This is a genomic window from Devosia psychrophila, assembly GCF_000971275.1.
Classification (GTDB): domain Bacteria; phylum Pseudomonadota; class Alphaproteobacteria; order Rhizobiales; family Devosiaceae; genus Devosia; species Devosia psychrophila.
The window spans coordinates 22005-44329 of the sequence record NZ_LAPV01000228.1; the positions used below are offsets into that span (position 1 = coordinate 22005).

Sequence of the window (22325 nt, forward strand, 5' to 3'; positions counted from 1 at the left end):
ATTGGCAGCGGGGAGTGAACGGGTAAGCAAGCCATGCATCAATTGTAGTTGAGAGGGCCGTTGGAACGGGCTAGGCCGGTTGCAGAACTGAGGAAGCTCCATGACCGCACTGCCTGCCGATGGCCTGATGCCTTTCCATGCACTGGAAATCCTCAAGCGCGCCAAGGCCATCGAAGCGACCGGACGTACGGTCTGCCACCTCGAAGTGGGCGAACCGGGCGCACCGCCGGCACCCCGCGTCATCGAAGCGGTGGGCCGGGCCCTGCCGTTGGCGCAGGGCTATACCAATGCCAAGGGGCTCAGCGAACTGCGCGAAGGGCTGGGCGCTTACTATGCGGCGCAGCACGGCGTCAGCGTTGACCCAGATTCGGTGCTTTGCACCATGGGGTCGTCTTCGGGTTTCATTATTGCGTTTCATACGGCGTTTAGGCCCGGCGCCCGTATTGCAATCACCAGGCCGGGTTATCCGGCCTATGTGAATTCGCTGCTGGGCTTGGGCTTCGGCATCGCGGAAATTCCGCTCAGCGCCGAAAATGGCTGGCGCTTGACCGGTGCGGACATTGCGGCGGCCCATGCCGATACGCCGTTCGAGGGACTGCTGTTCGCCAGCCCGGCCAACCCGACCGGCGCGACCGTCGATCGGGCAGGGCTCGCCGACGTCATCGCGACCTGCCAGCGGCTGGGCGTGCGGCTGATCTCGGACGAGATTTATCACGGCCTCGACTATACCGGCCCTTCGGTGAGCGCGCTGGAACTGACGCGCGACGCTATCGTCATCAACAGCTTCTCGAAATACTATTGCATGACCGGCTGGCGCATCGGCTGGATGGTGCTCCCCGACGACTTGGTGCGCCGCGCCGAAATCCTGCAGCAGAACCTCTTCATCTCGGCCCCGACGCTGAGCCAGATCGCGGCGACCGTGGCGCTGGGCGAGCGCGACTATGCCGAGGAGCAGAAGGCCGGTTACGCCAGGAACCGAACGCTGCTTAATGATGGGTTGCATGCGCTCGGCTTCGAAATCGGCGCGCCGTCAGAGGGCGCTTTCTATGCCTATGCCGGCATTTCGGGCTTTTCCAACGATGCGATGGGCTTTTGCGAGACGCTGCTCGACGAAGCTGGCGTGGCCGTCACGCCGGGCATCGACTTCGACCGTGCTGGCGGCAACCGCTACGTCCGTTTCTCCTATGCGGGGAAGCGCGAGAGCGTGGAACTGGCGCTGGAGCGGATGGGCAAGTTCTTGGGGTAGTCGCGCTGGACCAGTAGACTTTCCCCAGGCGTCTAGACGCCATTAGATCTCAGGGGCACAAACCAAAAGGGCGACCCGGAGGCCGCCCTTTTGTTTCTAGCCTAGGCCCAGGCGGCGCTGCCACCAACCGCCCTTTTTCTTGGGCTCCTCGGCAGGTTCGCCTTCGACTTCCGGCTCTGCCTTGGGTGCGCTGGAGGAAACGACCAGGCCATCGGCCGGCAGTTCCTTCTTCACACGGCGCGACTTGGGCGCTTCGGCTGGAGCCTGTGTTACGGAAGGCGGTGCTACCACTGGCTCTGCGACGGGCGCATCTGCGACCTCGGCGACTGCCGCCTGAGCGACTTCCGCCGCTTCCACGGCCTCAGTCTTGGGCTTGCGGGACCGTGGCTTGCGCTTTGGCTTGTCGTCTTCAGCGGGGGCCGCTTCAACCACAGCTTCCACAGGAGCCGATTCGGCCGGTGCGGACTCAGCAGTCTCATCCACCTTCTTGCGGCGCGTGCGCCTTGGTTTTTCAGTCGGGGCTGCCTCGGCGGGAGTTGCATCGGCAAGCCCCGGTTCGGCAGCGACGATGGCATCCTGGGCGAGCAGATTAGACGCAACCGCGTCGGTCTGTGCCTCGGTCAGCTCATCTTCGCCGGCTGGCGAGGGGACGCGAACGCCGTCTTCGCCATCACGACGGTTACGGCGGCCACCACGGCGACCGCGACGGCGACGCTTGCGGGGCTCGTCGTCACCAACGGCTTCGCCGGACGGACGGGCAGAGTTCTCTTCATCACCCTCTTCGTCGGCCTCGTCAGCTTCAGCAACATTGCCTTCGACGCTCGGCGCCTGGGCCGCACGCTGCTGCTGCGGCGGACGCTCGCCACCTTCTTCGCGGCCTTCACCACCACGGCGGCGACGACGACGACGCCGACGGCCTTCGCCCTCACCAGCTTCGGCAGAAGCGGCTGCTGCTTCAGCGGCGGGTGCCTCTTCGACTTCTTCCTCGTCTTCGAAGATTTCGTCGTCGATCTCGTCTTCGATGATGGTGTTATCGACGCGGACATGCTCGGTGACGCGCGTCTCGGCATAAGCCATAACGCGGGCTTCGCCCTTTTCGATGGCGAACTGGTGGCCCGTCAACTTGCCGTCAGCCGTGATGGTGATCGACAGCTGGTTGCGAAGTTCCAGCGCGATCAGGGTCTCGCGCTTGAAGTTGAGGATGTAGAGCGCGACGTCGATCGGTACGCGGACGTTGATGGACTGGCCCTGGCGGCGCAGCACATGGTCCTCGATCTGGCGCATGATCATCAGCGCCAGCGATTCGACCGAACGGACCAGACCGGTGCCGTCGCAGATCGGGCACTTGTGGGTCGAGCTTTCGACGACGCCAAAGCGGATACGCTGGCGGCTCATCTCCATCAGGCCGAAGTGCGAGATACGGCCGACCTGAATGCGGGCGCGATCGTCCTTGAGGCAATCCTTGAGCTTGCGCTCGACGGCCCGGTTGCTCCGGTTCTCCATCATGTCGATGAAATCGATGACGATCAGGCCAGCCAGATCGCGCAGGCGGAGCTGACGCGAGACTTCCTCGGCCGCTTCCAGATTGGTCTGGAGTGCCGTATCCTCGATATTGTGCTCCTTGGTGGAGCGGCCCGAGTTCACGTCGATGGAGACGAGTGCTTCGGTCGGGTTGATCACGATATAGCCGCCGGAGGGCAGGGTGACCGTCGGCGAGAACATCGAGTCGAGCTGGGCTTCGATGCCATACTTGGAGAACAGCGGCTGATCATCCTTGTAGAGCTGCACGTTTTTGGCGTGGCTCGGCATGATCATGCGCATGAAGTCCTTGGCCTCGGCGAATGCAGCGTCGCCGGCCACGAAGACCTCGTCGATTTCCTTGTTGTATAGGTCGCGAATGGTCCGCTTGATTAGCGAGCCTTCCTCATAGACGAGGCATGGTGCCTGCGACTTGAGGGTGAGTTCGCGCACGCTTTCCCACAGGCGCATCAGATATTCGAAGTCGCGCTTCACTTCGGCCTTGGTGCGCGAAGCGCCGGCCGTGCGCAGGATGACGCCCATGCCCTGCGGTACTTCGAGATCCGAGGTGATCTCCTTAAGGCGCTTGCGATCGGCAGCGTTGGTGATCTTGCGCGAAATGCCGCCGCCACGGGCGGTATTTGGCATCAGCACGGAATAGCGGCCGGCGAGCGACAGATAGGTGGTGAGAGCCGCGCCCTTGTTGCCGCGCTCTTCCTTGACCACCTGCACCAGCATGACCTGCCGGCGCTTGATGACTTCCTGGATCTTGTAGTGCCGGCGGTTCTGGCTCTGGCGGCGACGCTCTGGAACTTCTTCCAGTGCATCGGCACCACCGATCGATTCGACGGGCTCGCTGTTGGCGGGCGCCTGCTCGATATGGCTGTCTTCCTCGCTATCCTGAGGATCGGCCTCGGCGTCGGGCTCGGTTACGCCTTCCGGCAACGAGATAGCCTCTTCGGCCTCATCGTGATGCTCGTCCTCTGCCTCTTCGTCGCGCAGCAGGGCTTCGCGGTCAGCAACCGGGATCTGATAATAGTCCGGGTGGATTTCACTAAAGGCGAGGAAACCATGGCGGTTACCGCCATATTCCACGAAGGCAGCCTGCAGCGAAGGCTCAACGCGCGTTACCTTGGCGAGGTAGATATTGCCACGCAACTGGCGGCGCTGGGCCGATTCAAAGTCGAATTCGTCGAGCCTGTTACCGGTGGTGACGACAATCCGGGTTTCTTCGGGGTGGATGGCATCCACCAGCATTCTCTTGATAGCCATATTGAACTCCGCGCGCTCGCGCGCCGACAAGAGGCCGCCGGGAAACCGGCATCCTTGCTGTGGCGCTGTGCGAGGCGAATGGTTTGGGGGGTGTGGCGCGCAGAAGCTCTGCCTTCATCGCGCCGGTCGATGTGGTCATGGCCGGAAGATGCTGCGTGACGAAGCGGCAATCGGTATTTTCGATCGCGTCGCGTTCTGTCCGCTTGCGGGCCATCTGACCTCTTCCTATTGGATTGCCTTACGGCAACCGTCCGGTCCATGGAGGACCGAAATTCAAAGCGAAGCGCTGGATTTGCCGCTTCTGAACCAGATTTCGGGGCTCTTCGTTCCCCTGATCCGGCCACTTCCTGCACCGCGGCAAGAGGCCCTTCGGCCATCTAAACTGGTACTGCAGAAAGCAAGCGCTTCCCCTCAAGCGTGTAGGGATGTTGCGTCACAATGGCAACAGGAAAGTCGAAACCGCCGCCGGCAGGGCATTTCGCACGAGGTTATTGGCCGCCTGCCCAAATCATCGCATAAGAGCAGTCGTGCCGCAGAATCGCCCGACCATCATGGCAGATGCGGCAGACACGATATTGGGGCCGGTCCGCGCTTGCTGAAATCCGTTCGACAGTTTGTCCAAGCGCTGCTGCTGGCAATTCTCACGGGCATTCTGCTCATGGGTGTTTCCCAGGCGCAGGACGCGCCCGCGGCTGCCGCCGTCGCGCCGGTTGCTTTGCCCAACGTGATGGACGTGCGTGTGTCGGCAACGCCGGAACGCGCCCGTCTCATCATCGACCTCGCAGCCAAGACCGAATTTGCGCTGGTCTCGCTCAGCGATCCCGATCGCATTGCCATCGATGTTCGCGCCGCGACCTTTTCGGTGCCCGTGCCTGCTGGTACGCCGGCCGGGGAGGCCAGCATGATCAGCGAATACATGGTCGAACAGGCGGCGCCGGACCGGGTGCGCACTCTCCTGACGCTATCCGCGCCGGCCCAGGTGCAGCAAGCCTATGTTCTCGATCCCTTCGAAGGCCAGCCGGCGCGGCTGGTGGTCGATGTGATTCCCGCTACCGCCGAGGAGTTTGCGGCCAACGTTGCACGCGATGCGACGGCTTCCAGCACGGCAGTGCCGCCGGCTGAAGATAGCTCGACGCCGGCTGGCGGCTCTGAATTGCCGATTGCCACGCGGCCACTGGTGGTTATCGACCCCGGCCACGGCGGCATCGACAGCGGTGCCGAGACCGTTGGCGGGATCAAGGAGAAGGACATCGTCTTGGCCTTTGCGCTGCGCCTCCAGGAACTGCTGGTGTCGTCCGGCCGCTTCGACGTGGCGCTGACCCGCGAGGATGATACTTTCCTCCGGCTTGAGGAGCGCGTGGCTCTGGCCCGCACCAACAAGGCCGATCTGTTCATTTCCATCCACGCAGACAGCTTCCAGCAACCCGAGATTCGCGGCGCCAGCGTCTATACGCGCGACGAGAATGCCACCGATGTGCTCGACAAGGTGCTGGCCGACAACGAGAACAAGACCGACATCATTGCCGGTTTTGCCATGCCGCAGATGGCGCCAGAAGTGGTGGACATCCTGCTCGACCTGATGCGGCGCGAAATGCGACACCAGTCCTTCGTTGCTGCACGGTCCATCGTCCACCAGCTCGAACCCAGCGTCGAGCTGCGGCGCTTCCCGGTGCGTCAGGCCGATTTCCTGGTGCTGCAGGCGCCAGACGTGCCGTCCGTACTGGTGGAACTCGGGTTCCTCTCCAATGCCGACGACATGGCCAATCTGCTGCGCGGCGAGTGGCAGGATCGGACTTCAGAGGCCTTGGCCCGCGGTATTTCGACTTATTTCGACAGTCTGGTGCCTGAAGAGTGATGTGACAATTCAGTCATAGCCAGCGCGTATCGTCAAATTGCTACGCCGGCTTGTGATGCACTTTGGTGCCACGATCTGTTATGATTCTGCGGTGAATCCGGCGCGTTGGGGCAAGCGCTAAGAGATTGGTTTACGGAGGTTCGAACGAGCCGCCGAGAGAGAAAAAACTATATGCTGCGCTTGCTTGGCTGGATTTTCGGTTTTGGAATGTTTGCCGTGCTGGCGGGCATTGGTGCTGCCGCTATCTATCTCACCACGGTTTCGGCCGAACTGCCCGACTATACCGTGCTCAAGGATTACCAGCCGCCAGTGACGACGCGCGTGCACGCGGCCGACGGCACGCTGCTGGCCGAATTCGCCCGCGAGCGCCGCCTGTTCCAGCCGATCGAGACCGTGCCGCCGCTGCTGGTGAATGCGTTTCTCTCGGCCGAGGACAAGGATTTCTACAGCCACGGCGGCATTGCCCTCGACGGTCTGGTGCGCGCGGCGCGCGACAACTTGCTGGCCCGCATGGACGGCAATAATTCGATCCAAGGCGGCGGCTCGTCGATCACCCAGCAGGTCGCCAAGAACTTCCTCCTGAGCTCCGAGCAGACCTGGGACCGCAAGATACAGGAAGCGCTGCTGGCTATCCGTATCGAGTCTACCTTTTCCAAGGATCGCATCCTCGAGCTGTATCTAAACGAAATTTTCCTTGGCCTGAATTCCTACGGCGTTGCTGCCGCAGCGCTCAACTATTTCGACAAGGCGCTTTACGAGCTTACCTTGAGCGAAGCAGCCTATATCGCCGCGCTGCCCAAGGGTCCGAACAATTACCACCCGTTCCGCCGCCCGCAGGCCGCCATCGAGCGCCGTAACTGGGTCATCGATCGCATGGTCGAGAATGGCTATGCGACGGCTGAAGAAGCTACCGTGGCTAAGGACGAAGCACTGAACGTCATCCCGCGCGCCGGTGGCAGCCAGCTCTATCTGGCCGAGTATTTCACCGAGGAAGTTCGCCGCGAATTGGCCAAGCTGTATGGCGAGGATCAGCTCTATGGCGGCGGCCTGTCCGTGCGCACTACGCTTGAGCCACGGCTGCAGGAATATGCCCGTCGTGCCTTGATGGACGGGTTGATTTCCTACGATCACACCAAGGGCTTCCGTACTCCGGTCGCCAGTATCGAGATCGGCGCTGATTGGGGCGCCGACGTCGCCAAGATCGTCCCGCTGGGCGACGTGCCGGAATGGCAGCTCGCCGTCGTGTTGGCAATGAATGGCAACGAGGCCAGCATCGGGCTGCGCCCAGACAGTCTGGCCGACAATACCGTGGGCGACGAGCGTACCGTGGGTACGCTCTCAGGACCGGAAATCAAGTGGGTCTCCAAGCCTTTGCAGTCGATCCTTAAGGTCGGCGATGTGGTTTATGTCTCGCCGGTATCCGGTAAGACTGGGATCTATACGCTCGAACAGGTGCCCGAGATCGAGGGTGCACTTGTCGCCATGGATCCGCGCACCGGCCGCGTGCTGGCCATGGTCGGCGGCTTTTCCTATGCCATGAGCGAGTTCAACCGCGCCACGCAGGCGCTGCGCCAGCCTGGTTCGTCTTTCAAGCCGATCGTCTATGCGGCTGCTCTTGACAATGGCTATACGCCGGCCTCGGTCGTGCTCGACGCGCCGGTGGAAATCCGCAACGGCGATGGCTCGATCTGGCGCCCCGAGAACTATGCGCAGGAGTTCTATGGACCGCAAACTTTACGCCGCGGCATCGAGCGTAGCCGTAACGTCATGACTGTTCGGTTGGCCAAGGACATCGGCATGCCGCTGGTCTCGGAATATGCCCGGCTGTTCGGCATCTACGACACCATGCAACCGGTGCTGGCCATGGCGTTGGGTGCAGGTGAAACCACCGACATGCGCATGACCGCAGCCTATGCCACGATTGCCAATGGCGGCCGCAAGATTGTGCCGACGTTGATCGACCGTGTGCAGGATCGCTACGGCGTGACCGTCTACAAGCACGACCAGCGCCTGTGCCAAGGTTGCTCGGCCGAAGAATGGACCGGGCAGGGCGAGCCGACTATTGTTGATAACCGCGAGCAGGTGCTCGACCCGATGACCGCCTACCAGATCACCTCGATGCTGGAGGGCGTGGTGCAGCGCGGCACCGGCACCGCCGCCAAGTCGCTCAACCGTCCGGTCGCCGGCAAGACTGGCACCACCAATGACTACAAGGATGCCTGGTTCGTCGGCTTCACGCCCGAACTCGCCGTCGGCGTCTATGTCGGCTACGACCAGCCACGTTCGATGGGCAGCTCGGTTACCGGGGGCACCTTTGCCGTGCCGATCTTCACCCAGTTCATGGCAAAAGCGCTCGAAGGCAAGCCGGCGACACCCTTTGTCGAACCTTCCGGCATGACCAATGCCTGGATCAATCCCAATTCAGGCGTCAAGGCGTTCGAGGGCGAAGCCGGCATCGAGGAAGCCTTCAAGCCGGGTACCGGACCAAACCTGATGACCTCCGTGATCGGCATCGACGTCAATACGGTTGATGCCATCCAGCGCCAGCAGCAGATGCAGCAGCAGTATGACTCAGGGTTTGTGGATCAGACCGGTGGCGTGCCGGCCCAGGTCGGGGGCCAGCCGGTCTACGACCCCACAACGGGCCAGTGGTACACCCCCAATGCGGGACGTGGCGGGCTATTCTAGTGCCGCCTTTCGTCATTTATCCGCACGCTGCACTGTGCATCAAAGCGGCGCCTCGCCCCGTCGATGCAGCAATGCTGGCTGCCGGTGCAGCGCTGCTGGCGGCAGCCCAGGAGGTGCAAGCCTATGGCCTTGCTGCCGCGCATCTGGGTTTCGATCAACCGTTGGTCGTCATCAGCGTTTCCGCCGATACGACCCGGCGCGATTATCGCCTGTTATACAACCCGGAAATCCTGCGGCAGTCGGATGAGACTGACATAGCGCCGGAAGGCTCGGTGTCCATGCCGGGCATCGAAGCGCCGGTAAAGCGCTCGCGCCGGGTCGATCTCACCTATGACGATGCCAACGGGCAGCAGCATTCTGATACCGTTGAACACTTCGTCGCCCGCGTGGCGCAGCATGAAATCGATCAGATGAACGGCATGTTTTTTCTGCGCCGCATTTCGCTGGTGAAGCGCGACATAGCCGTTCGCAAATATTACAAAGGGCTAAACGGAACAAATCCGTGATCTGGATTTAAGTCGGATATTTACGGCCGTTCCGCTTATAATGCCACGCTGGCCAAGTTCGCCTCGATCGTCGATCGCATTCGCGAAACCTCAGGCACTTTAAAGGTAGCCACTACCGAATTGCTTGCCGGTGCCAATGATCTATCCGAGCGCACCAGCCGCCAGGCTGCAGCCATCGAGGAAACTTCGGCGGCCATGGACCAGCTCGCCTCTACGGTGAGCGACAATGCCAAGCGCGCAGACAGCGCCAGCAGCAAGTCTCGCAGCGTGTCCAACACGGCCGAGCAGACCGGCAGCGTGATGTCCCAGGCTAACACCGCCATGGAACGCATCACCCAGTCGTCGGCCAAGATCTCCAACATAATCGGCTTGATCGACGATATCGCCTTCCAGACTAACCTTCTGGCGCTAAACGCCTCGGTCGAAGCGGCGCGGGCAGGCGATGCCGGCAAGGGCTTTGCGGTGGTGGCCGTGGAAGTGCGTCGCCTGGCTCAATCTGCCGCCAGCGCATCATCCGACGTCAAAAAGCTGATCGAGCAATCGGCCACGGAAGTGTCCAGCGGAAGCAAGCTCGTGGCCGAAGCCACCAGCAAACTCACCGCCATGCTGGATGGCATCAAGGAAAATGACGTGCTGATCCAGGGCATCGCCCAGGCGAGCCAGGAACAGTCTACTGCAATCGATCAAGTCACCACAGCAATCCGCCAGATGGACGAGATGACCCAGCATAATGCGGCGCTGGTGGAAGAAACGAATGCAGCGGTTGAACAAACCCAGGCACAGGCAAATGAACTCGACACAATTGTCGAAATTTTCGTGACCAACACGCCGCAACCGACCCGTCGGGTCGCGGCCATCAGGCGCCCGGCCAGACAGGCATCAGCTGCATCGCGGGTCTATCTCACTGAAGGCTCGTCCGCTCTGAAGTCCGATTGGAACGAGTTCTAGGCAGTTTCGCGCAATGCTTCACAGGCCGCTGGCGGGTTGATCCTGCCGGTGGCCTCGTCTACATGCTCCATCGAACAATGATGGGTAGAACAATGCGTACGGAAATCGAAAAGACCGTCGCCGAAATCGAGCAGGTTTTGACCTTGCTGAGGAGGCATCTTTGACTGGGATACTGCAGAACTCCGCCGCGACGCGCTGACCGCCGAAACTGAATCCCCCGACTTCTGGAACGATCCTGAAAAGGCCCGCGCAAAAATGCGCGAGCGCGACGAACTCGACGTGGCCGTCAAGGCGGTGCGCGAGCTGGAAGCCGGCATTCGCGATAATGTCGAACTGATCGAGATGGGCGAGGCCGAAGGCGACGCCGATATCGTCAAGGACGCAGAGAGTGCGTTGATCGCACTCAGGCAGGACGCCCGTCGCCGCCAGATAGAGACGCTGCTGTCAGGGGAAGTCGATGCCAATGACGCATATGTCGAAATCCATTCGGGCGCCGGTGGTACCGAGAGCCAGGACTGGGCCAACATGCTGTTGCGCATGTACACCCGCTGGGCCGAACGCCGGAAGATGAAGGTCGAAGTGCTGGAAATGCACGACGGCGAAGAGGCTGGCATCAAGTCGGCTACCATCAAGGTTTCGGGTCACAACGCCTATGGCTGGCTCAAGACCGAAAGCGGCGTGCATCGGCTGGTCCGCATCAGCCCCTACGATTCGGCGGCGCGCCGCCACACCAGCTTTTCGAGTTGCTGGGTTTACCCCGTGGTCGACGATTCCATCGATATCGAGATCCGCGAAGCCGACCTCAAGGTCGATACCTATCGCGCGTCCGGCGCCGGCGGACAGCACGTCAACACCACCGACTCGGCCATCCGCATCACCCACGTGCCCTCGGGCATCATCGTGGCTTGCCAGCAGGAGCGCAGCCAGCACAAGAACCGTGCAACGGCGATGGCCATGCTGAAATCGCGGCTTTACGAGGCCGAATTGCAGAAGCGGGAAGAGGCCACCAACGCCCAGGCCGCCAGCAAGACCGATATCGGCTGGGGCCACCAAATCCGAAGCTACGTGCTACAGCCGTACCAGATGGTCAAGGACCTGCGCACCGGTGTCGAAAGCGGCCAGCCTTCGGTCGTGCTCGACGGCGATGTCGATGACTTCATGGAAGCGGCGCTCGCCCAGCGGGTTGGTGTCGCTACGGACGTTGTCGCCGAATGAGCGAACCGGGCACGGGAGCGATCCGACTTGTGGCCGCGACCGATGTCCATTTCGCGGCTTTGGCGACCAATGAGGCTCCGGTCGGGTTTCACTTGCCCGACGGTGGCATCGATGCTCGTGAGGTCATCGAAATGTTGGGGGCCCTTGCCAGGACCGTCAGAACTCAGATCGATCCAGCGGCTTGGCTGATTGTTAGCGATGAGGAGGTGGTTGGGCTCTGCTCAATCACGAAATGCTTTGTCAGTCCTGGCGTAGTCGAGATCGGTTACGGCATCGCTCCCGAGCGTCGTGGACGCGGATTTGCAACGAGAGCCGTAGGCATACTTCTGGTGCTGGCCAGAGCCGACAAACGAATCGCAATTGTCGTGGCAGAAACTGCGGTCGATAATCTGCGGTCGCAGGCAGCCTTAGAGAAGAACGGTTTTGTGCGCACCGGGGGACGGGTCGATCCGGACGATGGTGCCGTGTACTGCTGGCAGGTAGCCGTCAGCTAACCCAGCATGGCCAGCAGTCGCTTGCCGGCGTCGATGAAGGCCTTGGGGTTGATAGCGACGTCTGACTTGCGAATTTCGAAATGCAGGTGAGGGCCGGTGGAGCGGCCGGTGGAGCCGACCTTGGCGATCGGCGTGCCGGTGTTGACCGCCTGGCCTTCCACGCTGAGAAAACCCGATAGATGCCCATAGCGCGTCAGCAGACCATTCGGGTGGGTTACTTCAACTACATTGCCATAGCCGGCTTTGCTGCCGACGAAGCTGACGACGCCCTTGCCGGCGCTGAACACCGTGGTGCCTTTGGGGGCTGCGAAGTCCAGGCCGGCATGAAAGGCCCGCCCACGGGTAAATGGATCGGTGCGATTGCCGAAGCCCGAACTTTGGCGGAAATTGCCGCTGATCGGCATGTGGATCGGTGCGCTGTCGATGCTTTCGCGCGCTACTTTGTAGCGCAGTAGTGCGGCCATGACGGCATTGGCATCGTCGATCATCGGCGTTGCTTCTTCGCCGTCTTCGGCGGCGAGGAGCGGTCCTCCGACGCCATCAAGTGAATCCGGCAGATCGACCTGGATGCCGAGGCCATCCAGTTCGGAGACGATATCGTCGGTCCGTTGCGTGGCGGTCTCGGCAATGGAAGTCATGGCAAACTGGGTTTCTCCCATCATTTGCGCGACGGCGGCGGCAGTGGCATCGACATCCGGATTACCGGTAGCGGTGAGTGGCGTCAGGTCGGCCATGTCGCCGGTGGCAGGGGCCGCCGCTTCGATGCCAAGCTCGCCGGCCTTGTCGACCAGTACGCGGACCAATTGATGCTGTTCCTGCAGCACTTCCTGCTGCTGCGCCAATTCCTGCAGTTGCAGGTTCATGTCGCCGGCCTGGGCATAGCTGCGCGAGTGCAGGCGATCAACCTCGACGCGCAACTGGGCGATTCTATCTTCGTAGGCCGCGATGACCTGCTCATTCTGGCCGCTGAGCAGCTTGCTGATATCGGGCGCGAGCAGGAATGCGGTGCCGACCAGCGCATTGCCAGCGAGCAGCAGCGCAAACATGCCATAGAACAGGGCGGGGTGAATGCCCTGATGCCGAATCCGGGCCGGATCATGCTCACCGTCGGAACGCCTGAAGTTGGCCTGGTTACGCACGCTACGAACTCCGCGACGGCAAGAATTATGCTGAGCGAAGTATGACCGGGCGTGGTTAATAAAAGCTATTTTGGCGGCGTTCTGCCGACCTCGGCCCGCAGCGCTTCCAGCATTTTCTGGGCATGGCCAAGGATGCGCGTAGCCTTGATGATCCGGACTACCCTGCCATCGGCCCCGATGATGAACGAGGTGCGGATCAGGCCCATGAACTCGCGGCCATAGAGCTTCTTCAGCTTCCACAGGCCGAACGCCTCGATGGCAAGGCGATCCGGGTCTGCAGCAAGCGGTACCTGCAGGCCATATTTCTTGCGGAATTTGCCGTGGCTTTCGAGGCTATCCGGCGAAACGCCGACTAGCCGCGCACCGAGTGCGGCGAACGCCCCGGCGCGTTCCGAAAACTCGATATTCTCGTCCCTGCAGCCACCCGAATCGTCTTGCGGGTAGAAGTACAGCACCACCGGCCAGCCCAGCTCGGCAGAAAGCTGGAACGTGCTACCGTCATCGAGCGGCAAGGTGAAGTTGGGGGCGGCAACGCCTTCGGTTAAATCCGGCATCAGGATGTTTACTCCTTGCCTGCTAGTCTCAGGCTCTCATGTAGATATCGGTGCCATATTGCAGCCGGTATCATTGGGCAAGTGACCGCCTTCTGCGGTTGATTCTTGAGGGGGCCAGCAGTCCACGGCCAAGCCTCGACCTGGAAGCAATTGAGCGAGACAACCCCTCCAGCAGATAGTCCGGTTGCAGCGCCTGCCCAGCGCAAGCGGCACCCTATGCGCCACGCGGCCAAGCTTGCCGTATGGGCGCTTGGCATTCCGTCCGTGCTGTTGCTGCTGCTCTACATCGTATTGCTGTTTACGCCGGTTCGGCTGCCCTTTGGCGGCGAGGCGGTACGGTCGCTGATCCAGGCGGCCTTACCGGGCAGCAGCCGGTTATCGCTGGGCGAGATGAACCTGGCGCTTGAAAATCGGGTCTGGCCCGTCATCCAGTTTACGCCGGTCACGCTAACAGACAGCAAGGCCGGCTCCACGGTCAGCATGGAGGCGCTGGAGATCGGCTTTTCGCCGGTGCGGGCGCTGGTCGGCCAGCCGGGCGCCACCATCACCATCGTGCGTCCGCGCGTTCAGATGGTGCAGGATCTTTCCGGCCCGCGCATTTCCAGTTTCGCGCTGGAGGAAGACCCGCAGGGCGGTGTGCCGACGGTGCGCGTGCAGGAGGGCGACGACGCCTTTCCCGCCATCGCCATCTCGTCGAATGGCGTAGACACCAGCAGCAGCCAACAACCGGTGGTACTCCGCTCCGACAATGACTGGTTGATCTACAATCTCGAGGCCAGCGAGCAGGGCATAGCGGACATCGTCGAGCAGGCTGCGCAGGGGCGGTTCTCCAAGCTGGTGATCCGCGACGGCACCGTGGACATGATCGACGCCGTTTATGGGCTGTTTCGTCGCTTCGAAGCAATCAACCTAGAGATTGGCCCGACGCCTGATCGCCTTCACACGAACGGTCGTTTTTCGGCCAGCCTGGGCGGGCGCACCATGACGGGCGGGTTGTCGCGAACTGTGGACGATGCAGGAAATTCGCGTCTGGAGGCCGACGTTTCCAATATCGATTTTGCGGCCCTACTGCCGTTCATCGACAGTTCCACCAGCATGGCCGCAATGCGGGGTGCAGGTGCGCTGTCGATCGACGTGAACTTCCAGCCAGCCGGGGGAAAGCTGGTGGACGGGCATTTCAAGGTCGACCTGACCGGCACCGAACTGCGTATCGGCACCGACTACTTTCCAATCGCGACGTCGATCATGGATATCAACTGGGAGCCACAACAGGGCCAGTTTATTCTCAAGGAATCGGCGCTGCAGATTGGCAAAAGCAAAGCCTATCTGTCCGGCGTTTTCGCCATGGGTCTCGATCCGAACTTCGGGCCGACCATTGGCCTGTCGCTCAAGGCACGCGATGTGGCGCTGCAGCCGGGCGATATGGAAGCGCCAGTCGAGCCGCTGGACAGTGTCGAATTTTCGGGCTGGTCGGCTCCCCTTTATGGAGCGCTGGGCATCGACCGGCTGATCGCTCGCAAGGGGGAAGGTACGGTCGAGGCTACCGGCCGCGTCGACATGCTGCAGGCGGGCCTTGGGATCGACATGGCTATGATGGGGCAGGGTGTTAGTGCCGACGATCTCAAGCGGCTGTGGCCCTACGTGCTGGGACGCGACAGTCGTAACTGGTTCGTGCGCAATGTCACCGAGGGCACGGTAACCAAGGCTCGTCTCGATTTCCATTTCCCGGTCGGCTCGATGGGTGTCGCAGGGGAGGACAAACCAATCCCCGACGGCAGCATGCAGATCGATATGACCGGCGTAGGCGTCGCCATTACGCCAACCGCGGAAATGGCGGCCATTGCCATCGACGGCGAGACACGGCTGCAAGTCGATGACGCAGACCTCACGATTTCAGCAGGTGGCGGCAGGCTGATGACGGCGGGCGGCGAAATACAGGTCAAGAATCCGGCGCTGGTCATGGACAACTCCGACCCGGCCGTCGGTATCATCGAAGTGTCCGGCGATATCGCCTCCCCGATCCCGGCCTTGCTGGCGTTGGCTAGGGATCAGCAACTGGACCTGCTCGACGATAGCAAGCTGCCAATCGATCTCGCTGCCGTCACAGGATCGGTCGATATCGGTCTCGTTGCCACCATCACCCCTGCTGACGAGGCCATGGGCCGTCCGATCGATATCGACTATGTCGTCAACGGGACGGTATCCGACTTCGCTAGCTCCCAGCCGATAGAGGAACGCCAGATCAGCAATGGCCAACTGGCCTTCAGCGCCAACCAGGACGGATATCAGCTGGGCGGAAGTGCCGAAATCGACGGCATGCATGCTGATATCGAGATTGCCGGCACGCCGAGTACCAGTCCGAGCTTCCGGCTGTCGTCCGACATGGAAGTCGCAGACCTCGCCAAGATGGGGTTCGACGTTTCAGAATTTCTGTCGGGCCGAGTGCGCTTCGTGGCGCAGCCCCTGGCCGATGGCGCTTTGCAAATGGCGGTCGATCTCAAGGATGCCGCGCTCACCATCAAGGATATCGGCATCAGCAAGGCCGTGGGCACCCCCGGCACGCTGAGCGTAACCGTCACGCCGGGCGAAGACATCACCCAGCTCAATGACATCGACCTGTCGTTCGGCACGGTGCGCGCCAAGGGCGACATAACCTATGACAAAACCAAAGGGCTGCAGGCGGCCAGCTTCAGCCAGTTTGGGCTCAGCAGCGACGACAGTGCGCAGCTCGAGGTGGCCCCGATCGACGGTGGTTATGCCCTGGAGATACGCGGCAGCCAGCTCGACCTGAAACCCATGCTGCGGCAGTTCTTCGGGCTGGGCGAGGGCGCCGGCGGCGTGCAGTCGACGCAGTTTAACCAGGCCATCTCGCTGAAGGTGAAGCTCGACAGGGCGCTGGGCTATTACGCAACTACCGCGTTCAACGTAGATCTCGACCTGTTGATGCGCGGCGGCGACATGCGCCGGGCTAACCTGACGGCGCAATTCAGCGACGGCAATGGCATCTCGGTCACCACCAACCCGGCCCCGCGTGGTCGGACGCTGTCGGTCGCCTTCAATGACGCTGGCACCATCCTGCGGCTGCTCGGAGTTTACTCCCAACTGGCCGGAGGCTCCGGCAACCTGGTGCTGACCACGGATAGCGACCTCGATGCGGAAGGCGGACAATTGGTGATGCGCAATTTTGCCATCGTCGACGAAGCCAATGTAGCTGAGGTGCTGGGCAATCATTCGGACTCACGCACCGCCATCGCCCGCCGGAACCGGCTGGACTTCGATGTCGCACAGGTCGAGTTCCAGCGCCGCTCCGACCGCGTCGAAGTCACCAATGCCATGGTCACCGGTGACTCCGTTGGCGGCACCATGCGGGGCTACATTTACACCGACCAGCGCCAATACGATCTAACTGGCACCTATGTACCGCTGTTCGGCCTCAACAATGCGTTCCAGCAAATCCCCATACTGGGGCCATTGCTCGGCGGGCGCGAGGGCGAAGGCTTACTCGGCGTAACTTTCGCTGTGCAAGGGCCGCTCGACAAACCGCAATTCCGCATCAATCCGCTCTCGGCCCTGGTCCCCGGCGCCTTCCGCGAACTGTTCGAGTTCAGGGCGAAGGCTCAGCCGCCGGCGGAATAGAAAAGGCGCAATCCGAAGATTGCGCCTTCAGAGTTCGAGAGTGACTCCGACTAAACCGGCTTGATCAACGCGTGCCGCTTCCTGCCGACCGAGAGCTTTATGACGCCTTCGGGCAGCAGGGCGTTGTCGCCGATGCTGAGCTTGTCGTCTTCGATCACGGCATCATTGACGCGCACGGCGCCGGACTGGATGTGGCGGCGGGCTTCGCCATTTGAGCCGGCAAGGCCGGCCGTCACTAGAGCGGCGAGAATGCCTAGGCCGTTGGCTAGTTCGGCATGGGTTACGGTCGCAGTTGGCAGCGACAGGTCGATTGCGCCAGTCTCGAACGTGGCTCGTGCCGTCTCGGCTGCCTCTTCGGCCGCAGTGCGACCGCGGATCATCGCTGTTACTTCCGTAGCCAGCCGCTTCTTGGCTTCGTTGATGTCGCCTGAGGTCAGGCGCGAGATTTCGTCCAGCGGCAGGGTCGTGTAGAGCTTGAGGAAGCGCTCTACGTCAGCGTCTTCCGTGTTGCGCCAGTACTGCCAGAAGTCATAGGCCGACAGCAGGTCAGCGTTGAGCCAGATCGCGCCATTGAGCGACTTGCCCATCTTCACGCCCGACGAGGTGGTCAGGAGCGGCGAGGTCAGCGCATAAAGCTGGGGCGTCCCGAGGCGATGGCCCAGGTCGATGCCGTTGACGATATTGCCCCACTGGTCCGAGCCGCCCATCTGCAGCCGTACGCCATAGCGCCGGTTCAGCTCGACGAAATCATAGGCCTGCAGGATCATGTAGTTGAATTCGAGGAAGCTCAGCGACTGCTCCCGATCGAGCCGCTGCTTGACCGAGTCAAAGCTCAGCATGCGATTGATCGAGAAGTGCTGGCCCACATCGCGCAGGAATTCGAGGTAGTTGAGCGGCATCAGCCACTCGGCATTGTTCAGCATCAGGGATTGCTTGGGCCCGTCGCCGAAGGACAGGTAGTTGGAAAACACCTGCTTGATGCCGTCGATGTTCGCCTCGATGGTCTCGGGCGTCATCAGCTTGCGCGCTTCGTCCTTGAAGGACGGATCGCCCACCATGCCGGTGCCGCCGCCCATCAGGGCCACGGCGCGATGGCCGGTCTTTTCCAGCCAGTGCAGCATCATGATCTGGATCAGGCTGCCGACATGCAGCGACGATGCCGTGGGGTCAAAGCCGATATAGGCGGTGACGGTCTCGGTGGCGAACAGTTCATCCAGCCCGTTGTCGTCGGAGGTCTGGTGGATGAAGCCGCGCTCATGCAGGACGCGTAGGAATTCGGATTTGAACTTGGTCATGTCTCAACCATGAAAGCTTTGTGAGACCTCATGGTGATCCTTCGACATGCTCAGGATGTCGAACCACGGGGTCGGGTGCACGGGACCCCGTCCTTCAACAGGCTCAGGATGAGGTCCCTTCCGACAGATCGCAGTAAGCGCCTATAGCTTAGCGCCCGCCGCCGGCGGCGATCTCCTCCCGGCGGCGGTCGAGATAATCGGCCGAGCGGGTGGTGAGTTCGTCGATCTTGCCTTCAAAGAAGTGGTTGGCGCCTTCGACAATCTGCTGCTCGATGACGATGCCCTTTTGGGTCTTGAGCTTGTCCACCAGCTTCTGGACGGACGATGGCGGCGCCACGCGGTCCTTGTCGCCATGGATGATCAGGCCCGAAGACGGGCAGGGGGCAAGGAACGAGAAGTCATAGAGGTTTTCCGGCGGCGCCACCGAAATGAAGCCCTCCACTTCCGGACGGCGCATCAGCAACTGCATGCCGATCCAGGCGCCGAACGAGAAGCCGGCAATCCAGCAGCCGCGCGACTCGCGGTTGATCACCTGCAGCCAGTCCAGCGCCGCTGCGGCATCGCTGAGCTCACCAATGCCATGGTCGAACAGGCCCTGGCTGCGACCGACACCGCGCGAATTGAAGCGCAGCACGGCAAAGCCACGCTCGGCGAACATGTAGAACAGGTTGTAGACGATCTGGTTGTTCATCGTCCCGCCAAACTGGGGATGGGGATGAAGCACGATCGCGATCGGAGCATTAGGCTCCTTGCCGGGCTGGTAACGGCCTTCGAGACGCCCCTCGGGGCCATTGAAGATCACTTCTGGCATGGTCTTGTTCTTCCGGCCGTTTGGCTCTGTTGGTGAGGTTTGCGACGCCCCGTGTGGCGGTCTGGCGGCTTGACTAAGCCAGTCCAGACTCCTAAACATGGCTCGCAAAATCTAGTTTAGAATTGTTCGAAACTCGGGTTTTGGCCGCGCTGCGGCCTGCAAGTGCGCCCCTTGTAATGAAGTTGGGCGTCAAAATTCAAGAAGTGTTTGGGTTTGGCGGCACATTGGCGCCCCTGCCTCGGCATGAGAGCTATGAGCGGCGCACATGCGCCACATGGGTAACCGATGACCAGAGCGGCGATCTACCTCGATCACAATGCTGCGTCCCCGCTTCTGCCCGAAGCGCGGGCGGCGCTTGTTGCCGCCCTGGATTTGACGGGCAATGCCTCATCAGTGCATGGCCATGGACGCGCACTGCGCAATCTTGTCGAGACAGCCCGCGCCCAGGTGGCAGCCCTCGCGGGTGCCGAACGCAAGCAGGTTGTATTTACCGGCTCGGCCACCGAGGCCATCACTCAGGCCGTAGTTGCTGGCGCCAAAGCTTTCTCGGCCAAGGCTGTGGTCATAAGCGCCGGCGAGCATGCTGCGGTGTCGAAGGCCGCCGAAGCGACGGGCTTGCCTGTCATCACCATCGCGCTTTTGCCCAGCGGCAGTATTGATCTCGATCAACTCGCCAGCGTCGTCGCGGAGGCTCAGGGCAACCTGCTGGTGGCGCTGCATTGGGTCAACAACGAGACCGGCGTTGTGCAGGACATTGCCCGCATCAACGCCATCGTTGGCCCGACCGGTCACACACTGTTCATCGACGCCGTACAGGCATTTGGCAAGCTGCCCCTCGAATTCGCCGCCTCCGCACCCGATATGATGGCTGTGAGCGGTCACAAGATTGGCGCGCCGGCCGGCATTGGCGCGCTGCTGGTCAAGGCTCATGCTGATGTCGTCCGCCTCGTTCCGGGCGGCGGGCAGGAGCAGGGCCGGCGCGGCGGCACCGAAGCTGTCGCTCTGATCGCGGCCTTTGGCGCAGCCGCATCAGCCATCGAAGGCCGGCTTGCATCGGCTGATGTTCAGCGGCTGATTGCTCGCCTTGAGGCAGAGCTAGGCTCGGCGATACCTGGGTTCACCGTGTTCGGCGAGACCCGCCTGGGCAATGTGTCCAACTTCGCGGTGCCCGGCATCAACAATGCCACGGCGATGATGGGCCTCGACCTGCTCGGCCTGTCGGTCTCGTCCGGCTCGGCCTGTTCGTCCGGCAAGGTCGGTCCAAGCCATGTGCTGGCCGCCATGCGCGTTGCGCCCGAGCTAGCTGACTGTGCCCTGCGAGTCAGCCTGGGCTGGAATTCCATGTCCGACGACGTCGACGCGTTCGTCGTCGGCTACCAATCGATCCTCCAGCGCCATCGGGCGCGGCAGGGTCAGGCAGCTTAGCGCTGCATTTCGTTATACGGCTCGCGGCGACCTTGAATCGCCGAGGGGCAAAAGGAGAAGCCACAATGGCTAACTACGACGATATCCCGACGCTCAAGGAAAACATCGACCGCGCCACCGTGGACTCGGTTCGCTCGCTCGACGTGGACAAGTACAAATACGGTTTCGAGACGATAATCGAATCCGACATGGCCCCCAAGGGCCTGAGCGAAGACACCGTCCGCTTCATCTCCGCCAAGAAGAACGAGCCGCAGTGGATGCTCGACTGGCGCCTCGAAGCCTATGCGCGCTTCCTGACGCTGAGCGAGCCGACCTGGGCCAAGGTGCACTATCCTGCCATCGACCTGCAGGACATGTATTATTACGCCGCGCCCAAATCGACGCCGGCGCCGACCAGCCTTGACGAGGTCGATCCCGCCCTGCTGGCCATGTATGACAAGCTGGGCATTCCGTTGCGCGAGCGCGAAATCCTGGCTGGCGTCGAGCGTCCCAACGTCGCCGTCGACGCTGTGATGGACTCGGTATCGGTCGTAACGACGTTCCGCGAGGAACTGTCTAAGGTCGGGATCATCTTCTGCTCAATCTCGGAAGCAATCCGAGAATATCCCGAGATGATCCAGAAGTATCTGGCTTCGGTGGTGCCTGTTTCGGACAACTATTATGCGACGCTGAATTCGGCCGTTTTTACCGACGGCTCCTTTGTTTACATCCCCAAGGGCGTCCGCTGCCCGATGGAGCTGTCGACCTATTTCCGCATCAACGAAAAGAAGACTGGCCAGTTCGAGCGCACGCTGATCATCGCCGAAGCCGACAGCTATGTCAGCTACCTCGAAGGCTGCACCGCCCCGATGCGCGACGAATCCCAGCTGCACGCCGCGGTTGTGGAACTGGTTGCCATGGACAATGCCGAGATCAAGTATTCTACGGTCCAGAACTGGTATCCCGGCGACAAGGACGGCAAGGGCGGCATCTACAATTTCGTCACCAAGCGTGGTGATTGCCGTGGCGCCAACTCCAAGATTTCCTGGACCCAGGTCGAAACCGGTTCGGCCATCACCTGGAAGTACCCATCCTGCATCCTGCGCGGCGACGGTTCGCGCGGCGAGTTCTATTCAATCGCCATTTCGAACGGCCGCCAGCAGGTCGATAGCGGCACCAAGATGATCCATCTGGGCAAGAACACCTCGTCCCGGATCATCGCCAAGGGCATCGCAGCCGGCTTCTCGGATAATACCTATCGCGGCCAGGTCTCGGCCCATGCCAAGGCGACCAATGCCCGCAACTTCACCCAGTGCGACTCGCTGCTGATCGGCGACAAGTGCGGCGCCCACACGGTTCCCTATATCGAGAGCCGTAACGGCACGGCGGTGTTCGAGCACGAAGCCACCACGTCCAAGATTTCCGACGACCAGATGTTCTACTGCCAGCAGCGCGGCCTGTCCGAAGAGGACGCCGTGGCGCTGATCGTGAACGGGTTCGTCCGCGACGTGCTGCAGCATCTGCCGATGGAATTCATGGTCGAAACCCAGAAGCTGATCGCCATCAGCCTTGAAGGCAGTGTGGGGTAATCAGTCGGGCAGGGCGCCTGGAAAAGGCCCCTCGCCCGGCGCTACGCGCCGACCTCCCCCAAAGGGAGAGGTCAAGAACATAACGACACGGCCAGCACTCACCTCTCCCTTTGGGGGAGAGGTCGCCCGAAGGGTGGGTGAGGGGCCTTAAGATA

14 protein-coding genes and 1 pseudogene are annotated in these 22325 nt (G+C 61.6%); 10 read left to right on the forward strand and 5 right to left on the reverse strand.

The annotated features are described in order from the left end of the window. Positions 1-100: 100 nt before the first annotated feature. Positions 101-1246 carry a pyridoxal phosphate-dependent aminotransferase gene (locus WH91_RS21130; protein WP_046172990.1) on the forward strand — a complete coding sequence of 382 codons (1146 nt, stop codon included), beginning with the start codon at positions 101-103 and terminating at the stop codon, positions 1244-1246. A gap of 96 nt (positions 1247-1342) precedes the next feature. Here the strand turns inward: WH91_RS21130 and WH91_RS21135 are convergent, their stop codons facing one another. Then, positions 1343-4036, reverse strand: a complete 2694-nt coding sequence (locus tag WH91_RS21135) for an Rne/Rng family ribonuclease (protein ID WP_046173015.1) — start codon at positions 4034-4036, stop codon at positions 1343-1345. Positions 4037-4628: 592 nt separating this feature from the next. Here WH91_RS21135 and WH91_RS24465 point away from each other — a divergent pair. The 6 genes and pseudogenes from WH91_RS24465 (at position 4629) to WH91_RS21165 (ending at position 11742) form a co-directional block, all read left to right on the forward strand. Next, positions 4629-5891, forward strand: coding sequence for an N-acetylmuramoyl-L-alanine amidase (locus tag WH91_RS24465; RefSeq protein WP_052953028.1), 1263 nt, complete (start codon positions 4629-4631; stop codon positions 5889-5891). A 171-nt stretch (positions 5892-6062) separates the two neighbouring features. Continuing rightward, a pseudogene (locus WH91_RS21145) lies at positions 6063-8408 on the forward strand (penicillin-binding protein 1A); the annotation flags it as partial. Between the two features lie 170 nt (positions 8409-8578). After that, a complete protein-coding gene (locus WH91_RS21150) occupies positions 8579-9085 on the forward strand; it encodes a peptide deformylase (RefSeq protein WP_052953029.1) in 507 nt (168 codons plus the stop codon). Between the two features lie 120 nt (positions 9086-9205). Continuing rightward, the gene (locus WH91_RS21155; RefSeq protein WP_052953030.1) at positions 9206-10033 is read left to right on the forward strand and encodes a methyl-accepting chemotaxis protein; all 828 of its coding nucleotides are present in this window, start codon (positions 9206-9208) and stop codon (positions 10031-10033) included. A 92-nt stretch (positions 10034-10125) separates the two neighbouring features. Beyond that, a protein-coding gene (prfB, locus tag WH91_RS21160; protein ID WP_143078105.1) for a peptide chain release factor 2 occupies positions 10126-11248 on the forward strand; the annotation gives its coding sequence in 2 pieces (ribosomal slippage) (positions 10126-10194 and positions 10196-11248; 1122 coding nt in all). Further along, the gene (locus tag WH91_RS21165) at positions 11245-11742 is read left to right on the forward strand and encodes a GNAT family N-acetyltransferase (RefSeq protein ID WP_046172992.1); all 498 of its coding nucleotides are present in this window, start codon (positions 11245-11247) and stop codon (positions 11740-11742) included. Before prfB ends, WH91_RS21165 begins: the two co-directional genes overlap by 4 nt. Here WH91_RS21165 and WH91_RS22885 read toward each other — a convergent pair. Both WH91_RS22885 and WH91_RS21175 read right to left on the reverse strand, forming a co-directional pair. Then, positions 11739-12881, reverse strand: a complete 1143-nt coding sequence (locus tag WH91_RS22885) for a M23 family metallopeptidase (protein WP_052953031.1) — start codon at positions 12879-12881, stop codon at positions 11739-11741. The genes WH91_RS21165 and WH91_RS22885 overlap by 4 nt on opposite strands. A 65-nt stretch (positions 12882-12946) precedes the next feature. Next, on the reverse strand, positions 12947-13435 hold the full coding sequence (locus WH91_RS21175) for a peroxiredoxin (protein WP_046172993.1): 489 nt from the start codon (positions 13433-13435) through the stop codon (positions 12947-12949). A 150-nt stretch (positions 13436-13585) separates the two neighbouring features. Here WH91_RS21175 and WH91_RS21180 point away from each other — a divergent pair, with 150 nt between their 5' ends. After that, positions 13586-17071, forward strand: coding sequence for an AsmA-like C-terminal domain-containing protein (locus tag WH91_RS21180; RefSeq protein ID WP_143078104.1), 3486 nt, complete (start codon positions 13586-13588; stop codon positions 17069-17071). Between the two features lie 50 nt (positions 17072-17121). Here WH91_RS21180 and tyrS read toward each other — a convergent pair whose 3' ends face one another. Together tyrS and WH91_RS21190 are read right to left on the reverse strand one after the other, a co-directional pair. Then, complete coding sequence (gene tyrS / locus WH91_RS21185; protein WP_046172995.1) at positions 17122-18366, reverse strand: tyrosine--tRNA ligase; 1245 nt, start codon at positions 18364-18366, stop codon at positions 17122-17124. A gap of 148 nt (positions 18367-18514) precedes the next feature. Continuing rightward, positions 18515-19177, reverse strand: coding sequence for an alpha/beta hydrolase (locus tag WH91_RS21190; RefSeq protein ID WP_046172996.1), 663 nt, complete (start codon positions 19175-19177; stop codon positions 18515-18517). Between the two features lie 285 nt (positions 19178-19462). Here WH91_RS21190 and WH91_RS21195 point away from each other — a divergent pair, with 285 nt between their 5' ends. Beyond that, positions 19463-20602, forward strand: a complete 1140-nt coding sequence (locus tag WH91_RS21195; RefSeq protein WP_046172997.1) for a cysteine desulfurase family protein — start codon at positions 19463-19465, stop codon at positions 20600-20602. 65 nt (positions 20603-20667) lie between these two features. After that, positions 20668-22170 (forward strand): Fe-S cluster assembly protein SufB, encoded by a 1503-nt coding sequence (gene sufB, locus WH91_RS21200; protein WP_143078103.1) that lies wholly within the window; start codon positions 20668-20670, stop codon positions 22168-22170. Positions 22171-22325: the final 155 nt, after the last annotated feature.

Excerpts from the sequence above, each read along its gene's own strand:
- tyrS (WP_046172995.1), bottom strand. The coding sequence starts at position 18,366 with ATGACCAAGTTCAAATCCGAATTCCTACGCGTCCTGCATGAGCGCGGC.
- WH91_RS21175 (WP_046172993.1), bottom strand. The coding sequence starts at position 13,435 with ATGCCGGATTTAACCGAAGGCGTTGCCGCCCCCAACTTCACCTTGCCG.
- WH91_RS21190 (WP_046172996.1), bottom strand. The coding sequence starts at position 19,177 with ATGCCAGAAGTGATCTTCAATGGCCCCGAGGGGCGTCTCGAAGGCCGT.
- WH91_RS21135 (WP_046173015.1), bottom strand. The coding sequence starts at position 4,036 with ATGGCTATCAAGAGAATGCTGGTGGATGCCATCCACCCCGAAGAAACC.
- WH91_RS21130 (WP_046172990.1), top strand. The coding sequence starts at position 101 with ATGACCGCACTGCCTGCCGATGGCCTGATGCCTTTCCATGCACTGGAA.
- WH91_RS21195 (WP_046172997.1), top strand. The coding sequence starts at position 19,463 with ATGACCAGAGCGGCGATCTACCTCGATCACAATGCTGCGTCCCCGCTT.
- WH91_RS21165 (WP_046172992.1), top strand. The coding sequence starts at position 11,245 with ATGAGCGAACCGGGCACGGGAGCGATCCGACTTGTGGCCGCGACCGAT.
- sufB (WP_143078103.1), top strand. The coding sequence starts at position 20,668 with ATGGCTAACTACGACGATATCCCGACGCTCAAGGAAAACATCGACCGC.